The 14,831-nt window shown below is 63.1% G+C and carries 20 protein-coding genes and 1 tRNA gene; 9 read left to right on the top strand and 12 right to left on the bottom strand.

Translation table 11 applies throughout. The annotated features are described in order from the left end of the window. Positions 1–22: 22 nt before the first annotated feature. Positions 23–784, bottom strand: a complete 762-nt coding sequence (locus tag K3725_RS10465) for an NAD kinase (RefSeq protein WP_260015289.1) — start codon at positions 782–784, stop codon at positions 23–25. Between the two features lie 169 nt (positions 785–953). On the opposite strand from K3725_RS10465, the gene glyA reads away from it, so the two are divergent. Further along, positions 954–2,249 (top strand): serine hydroxymethyltransferase, encoded by a 1,296-nt coding sequence (glyA, locus tag K3725_RS10470; protein WP_260015290.1) that lies wholly within the window; start codon positions 954–956, stop codon positions 2,247–2,249. Between the two features lie 270 nt (positions 2,250–2,519). After that, complete coding sequence (locus K3725_RS10475; protein ID WP_260015291.1) at positions 2,520–3,053, top strand: RNA 2'-phosphotransferase; 534 nt, start codon at positions 2,520–2,522, stop codon at positions 3,051–3,053. A gap of 59 nt (positions 3,054–3,112) precedes the next feature. Here K3725_RS10475 and K3725_RS10480 read toward each other — a convergent pair whose 3' ends face one another. From K3725_RS10480 to K3725_RS10495, 4 genes are all read right to left on the bottom strand, one after another. Next, the gene (locus tag K3725_RS10480; RefSeq protein ID WP_260015292.1) at positions 3,113–3,400 is read right to left on the bottom strand and encodes a hypothetical protein; all 288 of its coding nucleotides are present in this window, start codon (positions 3,398–3,400) and stop codon (positions 3,113–3,115) included. 69 nt (positions 3,401–3,469) lie between these two features. Beyond that, the gene (locus K3725_RS10485; RefSeq protein ID WP_260015293.1) at positions 3,470–4,147 is read right to left on the bottom strand and encodes a PspA/IM30 family protein; all 678 of its coding nucleotides are present in this window, start codon (positions 4,145–4,147) and stop codon (positions 3,470–3,472) included. A gap of 92 nt (positions 4,148–4,239) precedes the next feature. Further along, positions 4,240–4,836, bottom strand: coding sequence for a TetR/AcrR family transcriptional regulator (locus tag K3725_RS10490; protein ID WP_260015294.1), 597 nt, complete (start codon positions 4,834–4,836; stop codon positions 4,240–4,242). 66 nt (positions 4,837–4,902) lie between these two features. Next, positions 4,903–5,268 (bottom strand): hypothetical protein, encoded by a 366-nt coding sequence (locus K3725_RS10495; RefSeq protein ID WP_260015295.1) that lies wholly within the window; start codon positions 5,266–5,268, stop codon positions 4,903–4,905. Positions 5,269–5,371: 103 nt separating this feature from the next. Here K3725_RS10495 and K3725_RS10500 point away from each other — a divergent pair, with 103 nt between their 5' ends. Then, the gene (locus K3725_RS10500; protein WP_260015296.1) at positions 5,372–6,130 is read left to right on the top strand and encodes an alpha/beta fold hydrolase; all 759 of its coding nucleotides are present in this window, start codon (positions 5,372–5,374) and stop codon (positions 6,128–6,130) included. Positions 6,131–6,136: 6 nt separating this feature from the next. Here the strand turns inward: K3725_RS10500 and K3725_RS10505 are convergent, their stop codons facing one another. The 3 genes from K3725_RS10505 to K3725_RS10515 all read right to left on the bottom strand — a co-directional run bounded on the left by K3725_RS10505 (position 6,137) and on the right by K3725_RS10515 (position 8,208). Beyond that, a complete protein-coding gene (locus K3725_RS10505; protein ID WP_222502914.1) occupies positions 6,137–6,325 on the bottom strand; it encodes a hypothetical protein in 189 nt (62 codons plus the stop codon). 96 nt (positions 6,326–6,421) lie between these two features. Beyond that, a complete protein-coding gene (locus K3725_RS10510; RefSeq protein ID WP_260015297.1) occupies positions 6,422–7,426 on the bottom strand; it encodes a sterol desaturase family protein in 1,005 nt (334 codons plus the stop codon). A gap of 23 nt (positions 7,427–7,449) precedes the next feature. After that, positions 7,450–8,208: a class II aldolase and adducin N-terminal domain-containing protein gene (locus K3725_RS10515; protein WP_260015298.1), complete on the bottom strand. Its 759-nt coding sequence runs from the start codon at positions 8,206–8,208 to the stop codon at positions 7,450–7,452. 110 nt (positions 8,209–8,318) lie between these two features. Here K3725_RS10515 and K3725_RS10520 point away from each other — a divergent pair, with 110 nt between their 5' ends. From K3725_RS10520 to K3725_RS10545, 6 genes are all read left to right on the top strand, one after another. Beyond that, entirely contained in the window at positions 8,319–9,209 is an 891-nt protein-coding gene (locus K3725_RS10520) for a LysR family transcriptional regulator (protein ID WP_260015299.1), read from the top strand. A gap of 155 nt (positions 9,210–9,364) precedes the next feature. Then, complete coding sequence (queC, locus tag K3725_RS10525) at positions 9,365–10,066, top strand: 7-cyano-7-deazaguanine synthase QueC (RefSeq protein WP_260015300.1); 702 nt, start codon at positions 9,365–9,367, stop codon at positions 10,064–10,066. Continuing rightward, the gene (gene queD, locus K3725_RS10530) at positions 10,066–10,419 is read left to right on the top strand and encodes a 6-carboxytetrahydropterin synthase QueD (RefSeq protein WP_260015301.1); all 354 of its coding nucleotides are present in this window, start codon (positions 10,066–10,068) and stop codon (positions 10,417–10,419) included. The genes queC and queD overlap by 1 nt, the downstream gene beginning before the upstream one ends. After that, complete coding sequence (queE, locus tag K3725_RS10535; protein ID WP_260015302.1) at positions 10,416–11,123, top strand: 7-carboxy-7-deazaguanine synthase QueE; 708 nt, start codon at positions 10,416–10,418, stop codon at positions 11,121–11,123. The genes queD and queE overlap by 4 nt, the downstream gene beginning before the upstream one ends. A 16-nt stretch (positions 11,124–11,139) precedes the next feature. After that, positions 11,140–11,604, top strand: a complete 465-nt coding sequence (gene queF, locus K3725_RS10540) for a preQ(1) synthase (protein WP_019295560.1) — start codon at positions 11,140–11,142, stop codon at positions 11,602–11,604. A gap of 236 nt (positions 11,605–11,840) precedes the next feature. Next, positions 11,841–12,530, top strand: a complete 690-nt coding sequence (locus tag K3725_RS10545) for a hypothetical protein (protein WP_260015303.1) — start codon at positions 11,841–11,843, stop codon at positions 12,528–12,530. On the opposite strand, the gene K3725_RS10550 is transcribed toward K3725_RS10545, so the two are convergent. The 4 genes from K3725_RS10550 to K3725_RS10565 all read right to left on the bottom strand — a co-directional run bounded on the left by K3725_RS10550 (position 12,507) and on the right by K3725_RS10565 (position 14,734). Continuing rightward, positions 12,507–13,256, bottom strand: coding sequence for a helix-turn-helix transcriptional regulator (locus K3725_RS10550; RefSeq protein WP_260015304.1), 750 nt, complete (start codon positions 13,254–13,256; stop codon positions 12,507–12,509). The genes K3725_RS10545 and K3725_RS10550 overlap by 24 nt on opposite strands. Before the next feature lie 160 nt (positions 13,257–13,416). Next, a tRNA-Leu gene (locus K3725_RS10555) sits at positions 13,417–13,502 on the bottom strand. A 107-nt stretch (positions 13,503–13,609) separates the two neighbouring features. Next, the gene (locus K3725_RS10560) at positions 13,610–14,200 is read right to left on the bottom strand and encodes a tetratricopeptide repeat protein (protein ID WP_260015305.1); all 591 of its coding nucleotides are present in this window, start codon (positions 14,198–14,200) and stop codon (positions 13,610–13,612) included. A 63-nt stretch (positions 14,201–14,263) separates the two neighbouring features. Continuing rightward, a complete protein-coding gene (locus K3725_RS10565) occupies positions 14,264–14,734 on the bottom strand; it encodes an Lrp/AsnC family transcriptional regulator (protein ID WP_260015306.1) in 471 nt (156 codons plus the stop codon). Positions 14,735–14,831: the final 97 nt, after the last annotated feature.

Below are 14,831 nucleotides of genomic sequence, written 5' to 3' on the forward strand. Positions count from 1 at the left end.
TCGTGAACCCCGCGTTAAACAATCAGGTAAACTGTTCGGAGATCAGTCTTTCTTCCAGCCCGTGGCCGGGATCGAACAGGATTTTATGGCGGATTTGCGTATCCGTTCGGATCTCCACCCAGTCGATATCCGCCACCGAAATCGAGTCAGCATCGGCCATCACCGGGCGCTTATCCGCCTCCAGCACGTCAAAGCGCACCATCGCATTGCTGGGCAAAAGCGCCCCGCGCCAGCGCCGCGGCCGGAAAGCCGCAATGGCGGTCAGTGCCAGCACATCCGATCCGATCGGCAGGATCGGGCCATGGGCTGAATAGTTATAAGCGGTGGAGCCCGCCGGGGTGGACACCAGCGCGCCGTCGCAGACCAGCTCCTCCATCCGCATCCTGCCATCCACAGAAATCCGCAGCCGCGCCGCCTGCGGGCCTGCACGCAGCAGGGAGACCTCATTGATCGCAAGCGCCTTGTGCACCTCGCCGCGGCGGTCCATGGCGGTCATCGACAGCGGATTGATGATCTCCTGCACCGCTTCCTCAAGCCGCTCGATCAGCCCGTCCTCGCGGTACTCATTCATCAGAAAGCCGACGGTGCCGCGGTTCATGCCGTAAACCGGCGCCGGGTGATCGATCATGGTATGAAGGGTCCGCAGCATGAAGCCGTCGCCGCCGAGCGCCACGATCACCTGGGCCTGATCCGGCGGCACATGGCCGTAGCGGCGGCTCAACTCAGCCAGCGCATCCTGTGCCACGTCAACGTCGCTGGCCAGAAAGGCGATTCTCAAACTCATGAAATCTGTTTCCGGTATTAGGCATCTGGTTCCGAAACAATCACAGCTTTCCGCCGATGGCCATAGTTGCCGTTCTGTCGCAGGGAAATGTCGCTTTACAGGCTTCCGGCGCAAGGATGTTTCCTATAGGAAATCGCTCAATTCTGATCCCTACTCCAACGGAGCCATCATGACTGAAGCAACCCGTGACACCGGCTTTTTCACCCAAGCGCTGTCTGAGCGCGATCCTGAACTTTATGCCTCGATCACGGCGGAGCTGGGCCGCCAGCGCGACGAGATCGAGCTGATCGCCTCGGAGAACATCGTCTCGGCCGCGGTGATGGAAGCGCAAGGCTCGGTGCTGACCAACAAATACGCCGAAGGCTACCCGGGACGCCGCTATTACGGCGGCTGCCAGTATGTCGACGTCGCCGAAAACCTGGCCATCGACCGGGCCAAGGCGCTGTTCGGCTGCGAATTCGCCAACGTCCAGCCGAACTCCGGCAGCCAGGCCAACCAGGGCGTGTTCCAGGCGCTGCTGCAGCCCGGCGACACCATCCTCGGCATGGACCTGGCCTCCGGCGGCCACCTGACCCACGGCGCGGCGCCGAACCAGTCCGGCAAGTGGTTCAACGCGGTGCATTACGGCGTGCGCCGCGATGACAACCGGATCGACTACGATCAGATCCAGGCGCTGGCCAGCGAGCACAGCCCCAAGCTGATCATCGCCGGCGGCTCCGCCATCCCGCGCCAGATCGACTTTGCGAAGTTCCGTGAAATCGCCGACAGCGTGGGCGCCTATTTCATGGTCGACATGGCCCATATCGCAGGCCTGATCGCCGCCGGCGAGCACCCCTCGCCGTTCCCGCATGCGCATGTCGCCACCACCACCACCCACAAGACCCTGCGCGGCCCCCGCGGCGGCATGATCGTGACCAATGACGAGGCGATTGCCAAGAAGGTGAACTCGGCGATCTTCCCGGGCATCCAGGGCGGCCCGCTGATGCATGTGATCGCCGGCAAGGCGGCGGCCTTCGGCGAGGCGCTGAAGCCGGAGTTCAAGGCCTACCAGAAGCAGGTGCGCGCCAATGCGGCAGCGCTGGCGGACCAGCTGATCCAGGGCGGCCTGGACATCGTCACCGGCGGCACCGACACCCATGTGATGCTGGTCGACCTGCGGCCCAAGGGCGTCACCGGCAACATCGCCGACAAGGCGCTGGGCCGCGCCCATATCACCACCAACAAGAACGGCATCCCGTTCGACCCGGAAAAGCCCACCGTGACGAGCGGTTTGCGCCTGGGCACGCCGGCCGGCACCACCCGCGGCTTCGGCGAGGCGGAGTTCCGCCAGATCGCCGACCTGATCATCGAGGTGATCGATGGTCTGGCGGCCAACGGGGAAGAGGGCAATGCGGATGTGGAAGCGGCGGTGCGCGCCAAGGTCGCGGGCCTCTGCGCCAGGTTCCCGCTCTATCCGAACCTGTAAGCACGGGCTTCGCTGAACACAGGAAACCGCCGCGGCCCCGAGGCCGCGGCGGTTTTTTTGTTGCCCGGCAGGCTCCCGCGCCCCGCCTGTGCATCAAGGATGCCCCGGCAAGGGCCTTGGGCCCGGCAGCGCCCCTGGCGGGGCGCTGCCCGCGCCGTGCACCCGCACGGCGCCACGCCCAACGCTTGCAGGCCGGCCGAAGGCAGGCCGGAAAGGGGCGGGAGAACTGCCTGTCTGGACCTCCTGCGGTTAAACCGGAATAGTGCGGCCATGCCAGACAATGATTTGAAACAGCTCAGCAAATTTCTCAGCTATATCCTGCGGCACAATCCCGGCGCGCTGGGATTGAACATGGACTGGCAGGGTTGGGTCGGAGTGGACGCCATCCTGACCAAGGCCGCCCCCCCTGTGACCCGCCGCCAGATTGAAGAAGTTGTGCGCACAAGCAGCAAACAACGGTTTTCGCTGTCACCTGACGGTCTGAAAATCCGGGCAAACCAAGGCCATTCCCTTGCCGTGGATCTGGGGCTGACCCCCTGCCGCCCGCCGGCAACGCTGTTTCATGGCACTGCGGAGCGCAGCCTGCCTGCGGTCCTCTGCGAAGGGCTGAAACCGATGCAGCGGCAGCATGTGCACCTGTCACCGGACGCGGAAACAGCCCGGTCCGTGGGGATGCGCCACGGCACGCCCGCCGTCCTCAGCATTGATGCTGCGCGCATGGCGGCGGAAGGGCATGAGTTCTTGTTGTCCGCGAACGGTGTCTGGCTGTGCCCTGCGGTCCCGGCACAGTACCTGCTGCACTGACAGCAACCGCCCGCCGACTGCGGCGGGCGGCCTTGATGCCAGCGTCAGACTGACGGCTGTCAGAACTCCTTCTTGGTGTCCATCAGCGCGTCTTCCAGCAGTTTTTCATTGCGGGCATCCTCGATCTTTCGGATGCGGTCCTCGCTGGAGCGGTGGTCGAAGCGGTACTTGACCACGTTGATCAGGCTCAGCGTCAGCAGCAGCACCGCCATACCCCAATAGCCCTTGGTCGCCAGCGGCACATCGGTCGAGAGCCACAGGGAAATTCCCAGCATGCCATAGGCGATTGCGACGCCGGCAGTGTTCAGAAAAATGATCAGCTTGTTGTCGGTGTTGTCGGTATACATGTGATTTCTCCAGTAAATTCTATGAAGTCAGTGCGGCCCGGCTGGCCGCGTGGAATGTGAACGGGCGGGTCAGTCCCTGGGTTTGAGGCGGCTCAGCACATCTGCTGCGGTGCTGCGGCTGCGGGGGCCGAAGCCCGCGTCGGCCAGATCGTCGGCAATCGAGGTGTTGTTCAGCTCGCCGTCGATCTCGCGCAGGATTTCGCCCTGCTCGAAAGGGTCGTCGCGCTGCAGCACGTCGCGGATCAGCGCCTCGGCCTCCTCTGCCGGACTGTCCCCGCCGGTGTGGCGGCGCAGGCGGCGCTGGATGTCCTGCTCGTGCCGGGTGGCGCGGGCGGCAATGGCACCCTGCTTGAGATCCGCGATGCGGCGGCTGGCGGTTTCCACCGACTGGCGCAGCTGCAGGATGCGGGTGTCGAGCCGGTCCAGGGTCTGTCGGCGCACCGCCAGTTCGTTCTCCATGTCGGCCACCGCCTGGGCCGCGCTGCGGGCCAGATCCTCGCGCCCCGCCTCCAGCGCCTCGCCGGCCCGGGCCATCAGGTCGCGGATGCGCTCCTCCAGGGTGTCCACCTGGCGCTGCTCTGCCCGCTGGCGCTGGATCAGGCTGGCCAGCGTCAGCTTGGCCGCCTTCAGGTTGGCGTCCGCCTCGCGGATCTTCTGGGTGATCAGCTCAATCGAGTAGGTCTCGCGCAGCTGCTCTTCTGCCCGGGCGCTGGCACCGGTGATCAGGGTCTTCAGAGTGTTGAACATTGCTTCCTCCGCAAACATGAACATCGTTCACGGGGAATCATGTAGCAACAACATGAACGGTGTTCAAGTAGTTTTTGAACACCGTTCAAAAACTACTTACCGCCGATTTGCTCCAGCACCTGGGCGATCATCTGTTCGATCCGTTCCGGCGGCACGCCGGAGATGCGCTGCTCCAGGCCCAGGAGCACGATGCCGTGCACAGCCGAAAACAGTGCCCGCACCATCAGGGATGCCTCACCCGCGTCCTTGTCCGGGAACAGTTCCCCCACGGGCCGGGCGATATTGGCAAACAGGTCATCCAGCGCGGTCAGGTACCACTCCGGTGCCTTGTCCTCAGCCGTCATCCGCAGGTCGAACATCGCCCGCCAGAGGTTGGTGTTTTCCACCGCGAAATGCAGGTAGGCGTTGCTCATCAGGATCAGGCGGCGGGTGGACGGTTCCGCCTCCCGGCCCGCAACCGAGGCCTCAACCGCAGCGCCGAGTTTCTGGAAGGTGCGCCCGTTCACCGCCATGATGATGGCGGTCAGATCGTCGTAGGCGTTGTAGATCGCCCCCAGCGCACAGCCCGCATCCTGTGCCAGATCGCGGGCGCGCAGCGCCCCTGCCCCGTCGCGTGCGATGCGGATCTCAGCCGCCTCAACCAGTTTCTGCCGCAGCGCTGCCTTGCGCGCCTCTACCTTGCCTGCCATGGCCCCCTGCCTTTGTCTTGAACTGCGTTCAAAATACCGCCGGCAGACGTGGCGTAAAGCGGGAAATCAGATCAGGCCGCGCCAGCGCAGCACCACCACCAAAAGGATCAGCACGCAAAGGATGGAAAACGCCATACTGCCAAGGACACCGAGCCAGAAGCCCTTGCGCCGGTCGGCCAGGTCGATTTTCTGCAAATGCGCCTTCACCTCGCGGGCGGCGCCCTGCAGCGGCTTTTCGTCTACCGTCATCCGCAGCTTGGGGTGCGCCAGCAGCGGCAGCGCGGCGGCCAGCCGCATGCCCTGTTTGTAGACCCGCCGCGGAATGCGGCGGCGGACGTGTTTCAGAGCGGCGGACAGATCGCCGGAGGCGTGCTCGCGCTCCTTCAGGAGGGTGCAGATGTCTTCGATATCCTGGTCCAGGCTGGCGGCCATTGCGGCACTCTCCCTTAGCTGCGCTGCGGGGCTACCCTAGCCTGCAGCCGCGGCTGCCTCAATGGGGGTGGCAAGCCTCCGCCTGCGCGGCTATCAAGTGAGCATGCTGAATACGATCATTCATGGCTCTGCCACTGCAAACACCCCGCTTCTGATTGCCCACGGCCTTTATGGCTCTGCCCGCAATTGGGGCGTCATCGCCAAGCGCCTGTCGGATGAGCGTCAGGTGGTGGCCGTGGACATGCGCAACCACGGCGACAGCCCACGCGCGGACAGCCACACCTATCCGGAGCTGGCGGATGATCTGGCAGGGGTGATTGCGGCCCATGGCGGCCAGATGGATGTGATCGGCCATTCGATGGGCGGCAAGGCTGCGATGATGCTGGCGCTGAACCACCCTGAGGCGGTGCGCAAGCTAGTTGTCGCCGACATCGCGCCAGTTGCTTATGGCCACACGCAAATTCAGTATATCCATGCGATGAAGTCGCTGGATCTGGAGAGTATTGAGCGCCGCCCGGAGGCCGCCGCACAGTTGGGTGAGGCCGGGGTGGAGCCTGCGCTGCAGAGCTTCTTCACCCAGTCGCTGGACCTGCCGAACAAGCGATGGAAGCTGAACCTGGATACGCTGGCGGATCAGATGCCGAACATCATGTCCTTTCCGCAGACGGACGCCGCCTGGGACGGGCCTGCCCTGTTCCTGTCAGGATCGGAGTCGGATTACGTGCTGCCGGAGCACCGCGAGGAGATCCGCGCGCGGTTCCCCAATGCCCGGTTTGCCAAGCTGCCCGGCGCGGGCCATTGGCTGCACGCCGAGAAGCCGCGGGAGTTCGAAGCCGCCGCGCGGGTGTTCCTGAACGCCTGACGCCCGTCAGGCGCCGCGGGCATACAGCTGTTTTGCAACCAGCCAGGCCACTGGCAGTGCCAGTACTGCCCCGGCTGCGGCGGCGCCTATGATTGCCTGTGTGGTGACCAGCCCGGCCGCCAGAACCGCAATCACCCCGGCTCCGGCCAGACTGCTGCCGATCAGCGAATAGAGGATGGATGCAAGGCGCAACATGGGCTTTCTCCTATGCCTTCGACTGTCCTGCGGTCAGGCATAGGGAATCGCGAATATTTACGCCTTGATCCTGATCAGTTTCCAAACCCCTCAATCCTAACGGGTGTACATCTGCTTCTTGAAAGCCCGGGTCCGCTCTGTCGCTGCGGCGGAGCCGTCGTGGTAGGTTCCGAACCACTTGTCGAAGGGAATCTCTGAGGTGCCGTAGTTGCACTCGAAATAGCGGTGGTGCAGCTGGTGGAAGAAATCCCCTGCCTTGGCGGCCTCGGTCTCCTTGGCAATCACCCGCTCAAAGCCGGAGTGCGACAGAACCGGGCTCACCTGCTGGAACATCGCATGGAAGGCCAAGTGCAGCGGGTGCGAGGGCACGATCAGGTGGATGAAATAGGTGGTGAAGTAGAGCAGGTTTTCATACCAGTGGTTTGAAATCCCCGACCACGGCCCGATGTTGACGTTGCGGTGGTGCACCGCATGCACGTGCTTATAGAGCCGCGGGTGATGCTCCAGCCGGTGCACCCAGTAAAAATGCAGCCCGGACCACATCGGGATGAACAGCAGCCAGACAACGCACCACACAGGCGCCTCTGCGAAGGTCACGACCGGCACCCAGCCGTTGGCCATCAGCCAGTAGATGCCCCATTGATAGGCTGTCGCCACGGTGATTGCGCTGCCGAGCGTCCACCAGATGTTGTCCCACACCTGGTTCTTAAAGGTAAAGGTGCCGTTGCCGCGTGAGAGGTCGCGCTTGTCGAACTTCTTTTGCATGCCCTGGCCCTTGCGCATGTAGAGCCACCAGTGCAGGCCCCCGGCCACCGTGGCCTGCGGCAGCAGGTTGGCCAGCCAGACCTGCAGCATCCAGCCCGGGCGGAAGGCGGCCATCTCCGCCAGCGGCGGCAGCATCCAGGCATAGACCGCCAGCGCCAGCAGGAAGCAGAGCGTCAGCGAAGTGATCTCCATCCAGGCGCCGCGGTACCAGCTGAGGACCGCCGCCGGGCGCGGCGGCCAGTTGAACAGCGGGTTGAGCGGCACCGGCCCCTTGGGGTGGTAATGCCAGCGCTCGGCCTCGCGGTCGCGTTCTGCGGTGTGCAAAGTTCCGTCCATTTTACCGCCTCCCTTGCAGGCATTCAGCTTGCGTAGCTGGAGCCTTCGTCGTCGAGGATCGCCTTCAGTTCCGCCAGGTGGCGTTCAGCCTGATCCGGGTAGTCTTCCAATTCTTGCGCGGTTTTCTCGGCAACCTCGTCGCTCAGCACCCGCAGTTTCTGACCCGTTTGCAGAGCGCGGATATAGGTCTCCGCGGCGCGTTCGAAGTAATAAAGCCGGTTGAAGGTGTCCGCGACGCTATCGCCGATCACCAGCACCCCGTGGTTACCCATGATCATGGTCTTGACTTTGGGGTCGCTCAGCATCGAGGCGCAGCGGGCGCCCTCGTCTTCGAACGCCAGCCCGCCAAAACCGCCATCGACCACATAGCGGTTGTAGAAGGTGGCCGTGTTCTGGTCGATCGGCGGCAGGGTGCTGTCAGCGAGGCAGGCCAGCACGGTGGCATGGATCGAATGCACATGCATCACGCAGCGCGCATGGGGGCAGAGCCGGTGGATTGAGCCATGCAGGCCCCAGGCGGTCGGGTCCGGCGCGTCGGGGCGGTCCATGGTCTTGGGGTCATTGGCATCCAGCAGCAGGAGGTCCGAAGCCTTCACCCGTGCGAAATGCACCTGGTTCGGGTTCATCAGGAACCGGGTGCCGTCCTCATTCACTGCCAGGCTGAAATGGTTGGCGACGCCTTCGTGCATGTCCAGCCGCGCGGTCCAGCGGAAGGCGGCAGCCATATCCACGCGCTCCTGCCAATGGGTGAGGTTCGGGCTCAGCTCCGCTTGTTTGTTCATCTTGGGCCTCCAATTCCGCTTTTCCTAGTGGTGCCAGCCGCAATTCCTGCTGACAAACGATTGATTCAGCCGCTATGCATTAATTGAACTAATGCATAGGTCATACATCCATGCCGCCTCCCGGACCGCCCTCCTCCGCCCTGCCCCCGCTCACCTGGCTGCGCGCCTTTGAGGCCAGCGCCCGGCATCTGTCGTTCACCCGCGCCGCGGCGGAGCTGAACCTGACGCAATCGGCAATCAGCCAGCATGTGCGCAGCCTGGAGAACTTCCTGGGCCGGGAGCTGTTCATCCGCAAAACCCGGGCGCTGGAGCTCAGCGAGGCCGGAGCGAATTACATGCCCATCGTGCGCGAGGCGTTTGAGCTGATTGCGGCCGGGACCCTGGCCTTCACCGGCGGCGATCAGGGGCGGCATCTGGTCCTGCAATGCAACATGGCATTCTCAGTCTTCTGGCTATCGCCGCGGCTGCCGCGGCTGTATGAAAAGTTCCCCTGGCTGGTGCTGAACATCGTGACGCCGATCTGGGACCCGGAGCGCCATGCCGCCTCTGCCGGGACCGAGATCCGCTTTGGCCGCCCGAACGACATGTCGGCAGCGGCGGTGCGGCTGACCTATGACCGGTTCTACCCGGTCTGCGCACCAGGCTATCAGGGCGGCAAGGTGGACTTCAGCACCGCAACGCTGCTGGATTGTGCAGGTGTGACAGGGTCCTGGGGGGCATGGTTCAAGTCGCAGGATGTGCCGTTTGACCGCAACCATGAGATCAACCTGGCCTCCACCTACGTGATTGCCATGACTGCGGCGGTGAACGGTGCGGGCATTTCCATGTCCCACGACACGCTGGCAGGCGGACTGCTGGAGAGCGGCCAGCTGGTCCGGGCCAGCGATCACTCGGCGGAACTGCTGGAGAATTATTTTCTGATGCCGCCGCCCAGCCATGCCAGCACCCCGGCGTCGCGGGCGTTTCTGGAATGGCTGGAGGGGGAGTTGCCACCGATTTAAAAAGGGCCCGGCCAAGCCAACTGCCACTTTCAAATTTCTCCAACAAGTCCTGCCGAATGTTCGCAATACGCCCGCGGCTTGCGCCACTCCCGCCATGCTGCTAAACGCGCGGCACCGGTCGCAGCCTACCCGGTCACCAAAACAAGGGTTCAAAAATGAAAACTGTCGTTATCTGCTCGGGCGGGCTGGATTCCGTTTCGCTTGCCCATATGGTCGCTGAAGAACATCAGCTGACCCGTCTTGTCTCCTTCGACTACGGCCAGCGCCACAAGAAGGAGCTGGACTATGCTGCCGCCGCTGCCAAACGGCTGGGCGTGCCGCATGACATCATCGACATGCGCGGTATCGGCGCCGCGCTTTCCGGCTCTGCCCTGACCGATGACATCGACGTGCCGGACGGCCATTACGAAGAAGAGACCATGAAGGTCACCGTGGTGCCGAACCGCAACGCGATCATGCTGACCATTGCTTATGGCATCGCTGCCGCAAACGGCGATGACGCTGTGGCGACCGCAGTGCATGGCGGCGACCACTTCATCTATCCGGACTGCCGGCCGGCCTTTACCGAGGCGTTTGACGCCATGCAGCGCGCGGCACTCGATGGCTATGCCGACGTGCGTCTCTATACTCCGTTTGTGCACCGCACAAAGGGCGACATCGTCACCGCCGGCGCCAAGCACAGCACCCCCTTTGCCGAGACCTGGTCCTGCTACAAGGGCGGTGAGAAACATTGCGGGCGCTGCGGCACCTGCGTGGAGCGGCGCGAGGCCTTCCATCTGGCAGGCATTGAGGATCCGACGGACTATGCCGACCCTGATTTCTGGAAAGCGGCAATTGCCGCCAAGGACAGCGCCTGATGTTCCGGATCACCAAAGAGTTCCATTTCTCCGCCTCGCACCAGCTGACCCACCTGCCACCGGACCATCAATGCGCCCGTCTGCATGGGCACAACTACATCGTAGTGGTGGAGCTGGCGGCGAAGGAGCTGAACAGCGACGGCTTCGTGCGCGATTACCATGAGTTGAAGCCGCTGAAGGACTACATCGACGGCACTTTCGACCACCGGCATCTGAACGACGTGCTGGAGGGGTATTCGACGGCGGAAAACATGGCCAGGCATTTCTATGACTGGTGCCATGCGCGCTGGCCGGAAGTGACCGCCGTAAAAGTCTCGGAGACGCCCAAGACCTGGGCCGAGTACCGGCCATGAGCTTGCGCATCGCTGAAATCTTTGGCCCCACCATCCAGGGCGAAGGCGCGCTGATCGGGGAGCCCACGGTATTTGTGCGCGCGGGCGGCTGCGATTACCGCTGTTCCTGGTGCGACAGCATGCATGCGGTCGACAGTGCCAACCGGCGAGACTGGGCGGTGATGACGCCGGAAGAGATAATGGCAGAGGTGCGGCGCCTGTCCGGCGGCAAGCCGCTGACCGTCTCGATCTCCGGAGGCAACCCGGCGATTCAGAACTTTTCTCAGGTAATCGCCCTCGGCAAGGAAGAAGGCTACCGTTTCGCTTGCGAGACGCAGGGCTCGGTTTCCCAGCCTTGGTTCGGGGCGCTGGATACGCTGGTGCTGAGTCCGAAGCCACCGTCGAGCGGCGAAAAGACTGACTGGCACAAGTTCACCCGCTGCCTGCATCAGGCCCAGGGCTGCGGCCAGATGGTGATGAAGATCGTGGTGTTTGACGACGCCGACTATGCCTGGGCCAAGGCCGCCGCAGACCGCCACCCGGAATTGCCGCTGTATCTTCAGCCCGGCAACCCCGAGGTCGACCCGGAGCTGCCCGTCGATCTGAACCAGGCCACTGAACGCCTCTTGTGGCTGATTGAAAAAGTGACCGGCGACGGCTGGTTCACCCCCCGCGTCCTGCCCCAGCTGCATGTGCTGGTCTGGGGCAACAAGCGCGGCGTCTGAACATAGGAACCCTGACATGTCTGACAGCATCTACAGCAATCTGAAGCAGCTGGGCGGCGACACCATCGTGCCGCAAAGCCCGGAACAGGCGGAACTGGAACGGGTGCAGAACCCGCAGGCCGACGTGGCCTACAACGTGCGCTTTACCGCGCCGGAGTTCACATCGCTCTGCCCGATGACCGGCCAGCCGGACTTTGCCCATCTGGTGATCGACTATGTGCCCGGAGAGTGGCTGGTGGAAAGCAAGTCGCTGAAGCTTTTCCTCACGTCCTTCCGTAACCACGGCGCCTTCCACGAGGATTGCACCGTCTCCATCGCCCGCCGCCTGGCCGATTTCCTGGAGCCCAAGTGGCTTCGCATCGGTGGCTACTGGTACCCGCGCGGCGGCATCCCGATTGATGTGTTCTGGCAGACCGGCCCGATGCCCGAAGGCGTCTGGATCCCGGACCAGGGCGTTCCGCCCTACCGCGGCCGCGGCTGACACAACTTAAAGCCCGCATCACACGGATCAGCCTGGCAGCAGCGCTGCCGGGCTTTTTCTTTGAAAAAACCGAATTCTGCCGCCCTGACACCCCAAGATGATCCCGGCGCGGTGCACCCTCGAAGAAACTAACAATTTACCGCAAAAGTAGTTTTGAGTTTAGTGGTCCTGTCCCGGCTGGCAACGCCATTCGGGGATCCGGCAAGCCCGGGCAGATAACAAAATGACGGGGGACCATGATGAACTCTTTGGACTTGGGGAAAACGCTTTCGGGCTATTTACAAGCGCTTTCGCAGGCAGGTCTGCAGGTCGAAATGTTCACCGATTTCGAGAAAGTGCCGGAAACGGCCGCGGCGTCAGGACGCCGGTTCCAGATGCCGGGGTTTGCCATCGAACGGGCCGACCACACTGAAAACTCCGCCTTCTGGCTGTTCCTGAAAGACGGCGACACCTATATCGGCGGCGCCGCTTCGATGCTGCAGGATCTGGGCCGGGAGACGCTGGCAGAGTACCTGCTGCGCACCTCGCGCCACCAATTCCCGAATGAAGCTGGCGGCGGCGTGGAAAGCGTGGCGGAGCCGCTGGCACGCGAGGTGCGCGGCCGGCTGGCCTATGTCGGTGAACTGACCTTTTTGCCCGGCCACCGCGGTCGGCGGGCGGAACGGCTGGCGCCGTTCATGCGGATCTTTCTGATAATGGCAATCCAGAAATGGGATGTGGACTGGATCTACGCCTTCATCCCCGACCGCCACATGCAGGCGCGGCTGGACCTTGTCTATGGCTTCACCCGGGCGATCCCCCGGGCGCAGAAGTGGCGCGACCCGGAACCGGAGGTGCGCAGCAGCACCGAATGGTTCGTCGGCGCGCCCCGGCTGGAGATGGAGCATATGCTGCAGAGCGACCTAGCCGGTTTTGATGTCCTGTGAGAAGTTGACCACCAGCAGCTTGCCGTCAGGCAGATAGACCGGCGCCAGCACCCTTCGGTACTGGCGGGTGAACCGCCGCCCGTTCAGCAGTTTCACGTCCAGCGAGGGATGGGTGATCACCGGCTCGCCCCGGCTGATGGCTTCGCTGTGGGCCATCACCAGATCGGCGTTCACCTTGTCGCTGAACCCGTTCAGCGTGCTGCGAAGCTGGCTGCTGTCAGAAACTTCAAAGCAGATCGAGGCGAGGCTGGCCGGGCCGGAGCGGATCGGCTGGATGCGGTTCCTCTCCGCATCCGGAGGGTTGAACATGTCGACCGCATGCTGCAGCCGGTCAAACCCTTCCAGGCGGCCGCTGTTGGTGAACCACCAGTCCAGGAAATCCTGCAGCGACACGTCGGAGCCGCTGTACTGCCGGGTTCTGGCCGCGGCCTGCAGCCGGGTATTGAGAATCTCAAACGCCTTTACGGCAGCTGCATCCGCACGGATATCCGGCAGCAGTTCCAGCCCCGCTGTCTCGGAAGAGAAGTAATGAAACGACACCCCAAGCCCGCGCGCCAGCGCGTCCAGCGTGCTCCAGCCGATCTCGCGCTCGTGCTTCAGCGCGCTGTTGAAGGTGCCATAAGGGATGCCGCACTTCAGCGCCGCCTGCCGGTTGGACAGGTTCATATCCTCCAGAAGAGCGGAGATTTTCTCGTGGATGAGCGCCATATGTGCCGGATCTTTCACATTCCGCGAAACATCTTGCACAAAATTATCGTCACGGCAACGCAATCCCAGCGCGAGAAAGTGCAGAGCTATCAAAAACGCATCCATTTCCTGACCAGCCCGGTGCTGCAAGCCGCACGGGAACTGCCCTGAAAGAACACCGCAGATCATTTGAGAAAGCTGGTGCCCGCGGCCGGACTCGAACCGGCACGGCCATACGGCCAGGAGATTTTAAGTCTCCGGTGTCTACCATTCCACCACGCGGGCATGGGGCACGTCAAACGCCGCCCTTGCCGCAGGTCTAGCCTCCTGATTTCACGCGGACAATCTGTTTTCGGCCGGACCGGCGAATTTTTCCCGCAGCACGGGCAGTGCTACAACTCCACATCCCCTGCGCCGGCGGGTGCCAGCGGCCCGCCAGGGTCCGCCAGATAGCGTTCGGGCAGCCAAGGATTGAGCTTAAGCGCTGCCGCCAGGGCTTCGCGCGCTTCTTCCAGCCGGGACAGGCCATAGAGCGACAAAGCCCGCCCGCTCATCGCGGCGATATGGCGGGGCGACAGTTCCAAGGCCCGGTCCAGATCCGCCAGGGCAGAGGCGAAATCCCGGCGCAGGTAATGCACAAAGGCGCGCTGGTTGTAGCCCTCGGCATAGTCCGGGCAATAGGCAATCAGCTGGTCGAAGTCCTCCAGCGCGCCGAGGAAATCGAAGGCGGAGCGCTTTGTCATTCCGCGGTCGAGCATGGCCTGCGCCTGCGCGTTGGGCGCATCGGCCCAATATTCCCACATCCGGTTGGCGATTTCCCGCGCCTGGGTTTCACTTTCTGCTCCTCTCACCTCCTCCATCAGCGCTTCCAGCGGGGTGCTGTGGTCAGGCGCTTCTGGGCAATCCGATGCGTGTGCCGGAAAAGCCGCTGCGGTGACAGCCGCAGCGAGAGCAAACGGGGGGCGGAACAGGGCAAGAAACATACCCCATGGTCGCACAAATGCGGTTTCAATCAAGTCAACTGGACGTGTAGCCCCGCCTAGCCCCTACAGCGGCCCCAGCGCGCCGTCCTCCTTGACCGCCTGCATCGCCACATAAGTCGACGTTGAGGCCACATGCGGCAGCGAGGAGATTTTTTCACCCAGCACTGCCCGGTAATCGGTCATCGAACGGGTCCGCACCTTCAGCAGATAGTCGAAATGCGAGGCCATCATATGCGCCTGCTCGATCTCCGGCAGCCGCGCCACAGCAGCGTTGAACTTGGCCAGCGCCGCCTCGCGGGTGTCGTCCAGCTTCACCTCGACAAAGGCCACGTGGTCCAGCCCCAGCCGGATCGGGTCCACCAGGGCGCGGTAGCCGGTGATGATCCCTTCCACTTCCAGCCGTTTGAGCCGGGTCTGGGTCGGGGTTTTCGACAGCCCGATCCGCCGTGCTAGGTCAGCGATGGAGATGCGGCCGTCCTCGCTCAGCACATTCAGAATCGCCCGGTCGAAGCGGTCAAGATCGAAGGAGTTCATTTGGACTTCCAGAGACTGATATTTCAAGAATTTGAACTGCTGATACCACATCTTCAGGCGATTGTCCTTTTGGAAAGGGTGTATTCTTAACAAAAGC

Source organism: Leisingera sp. S132 (genome assembly GCF_025144465.1).
GTDB lineage: Bacteria > Pseudomonadota > Alphaproteobacteria > Rhodobacterales > Rhodobacteraceae > Leisingera.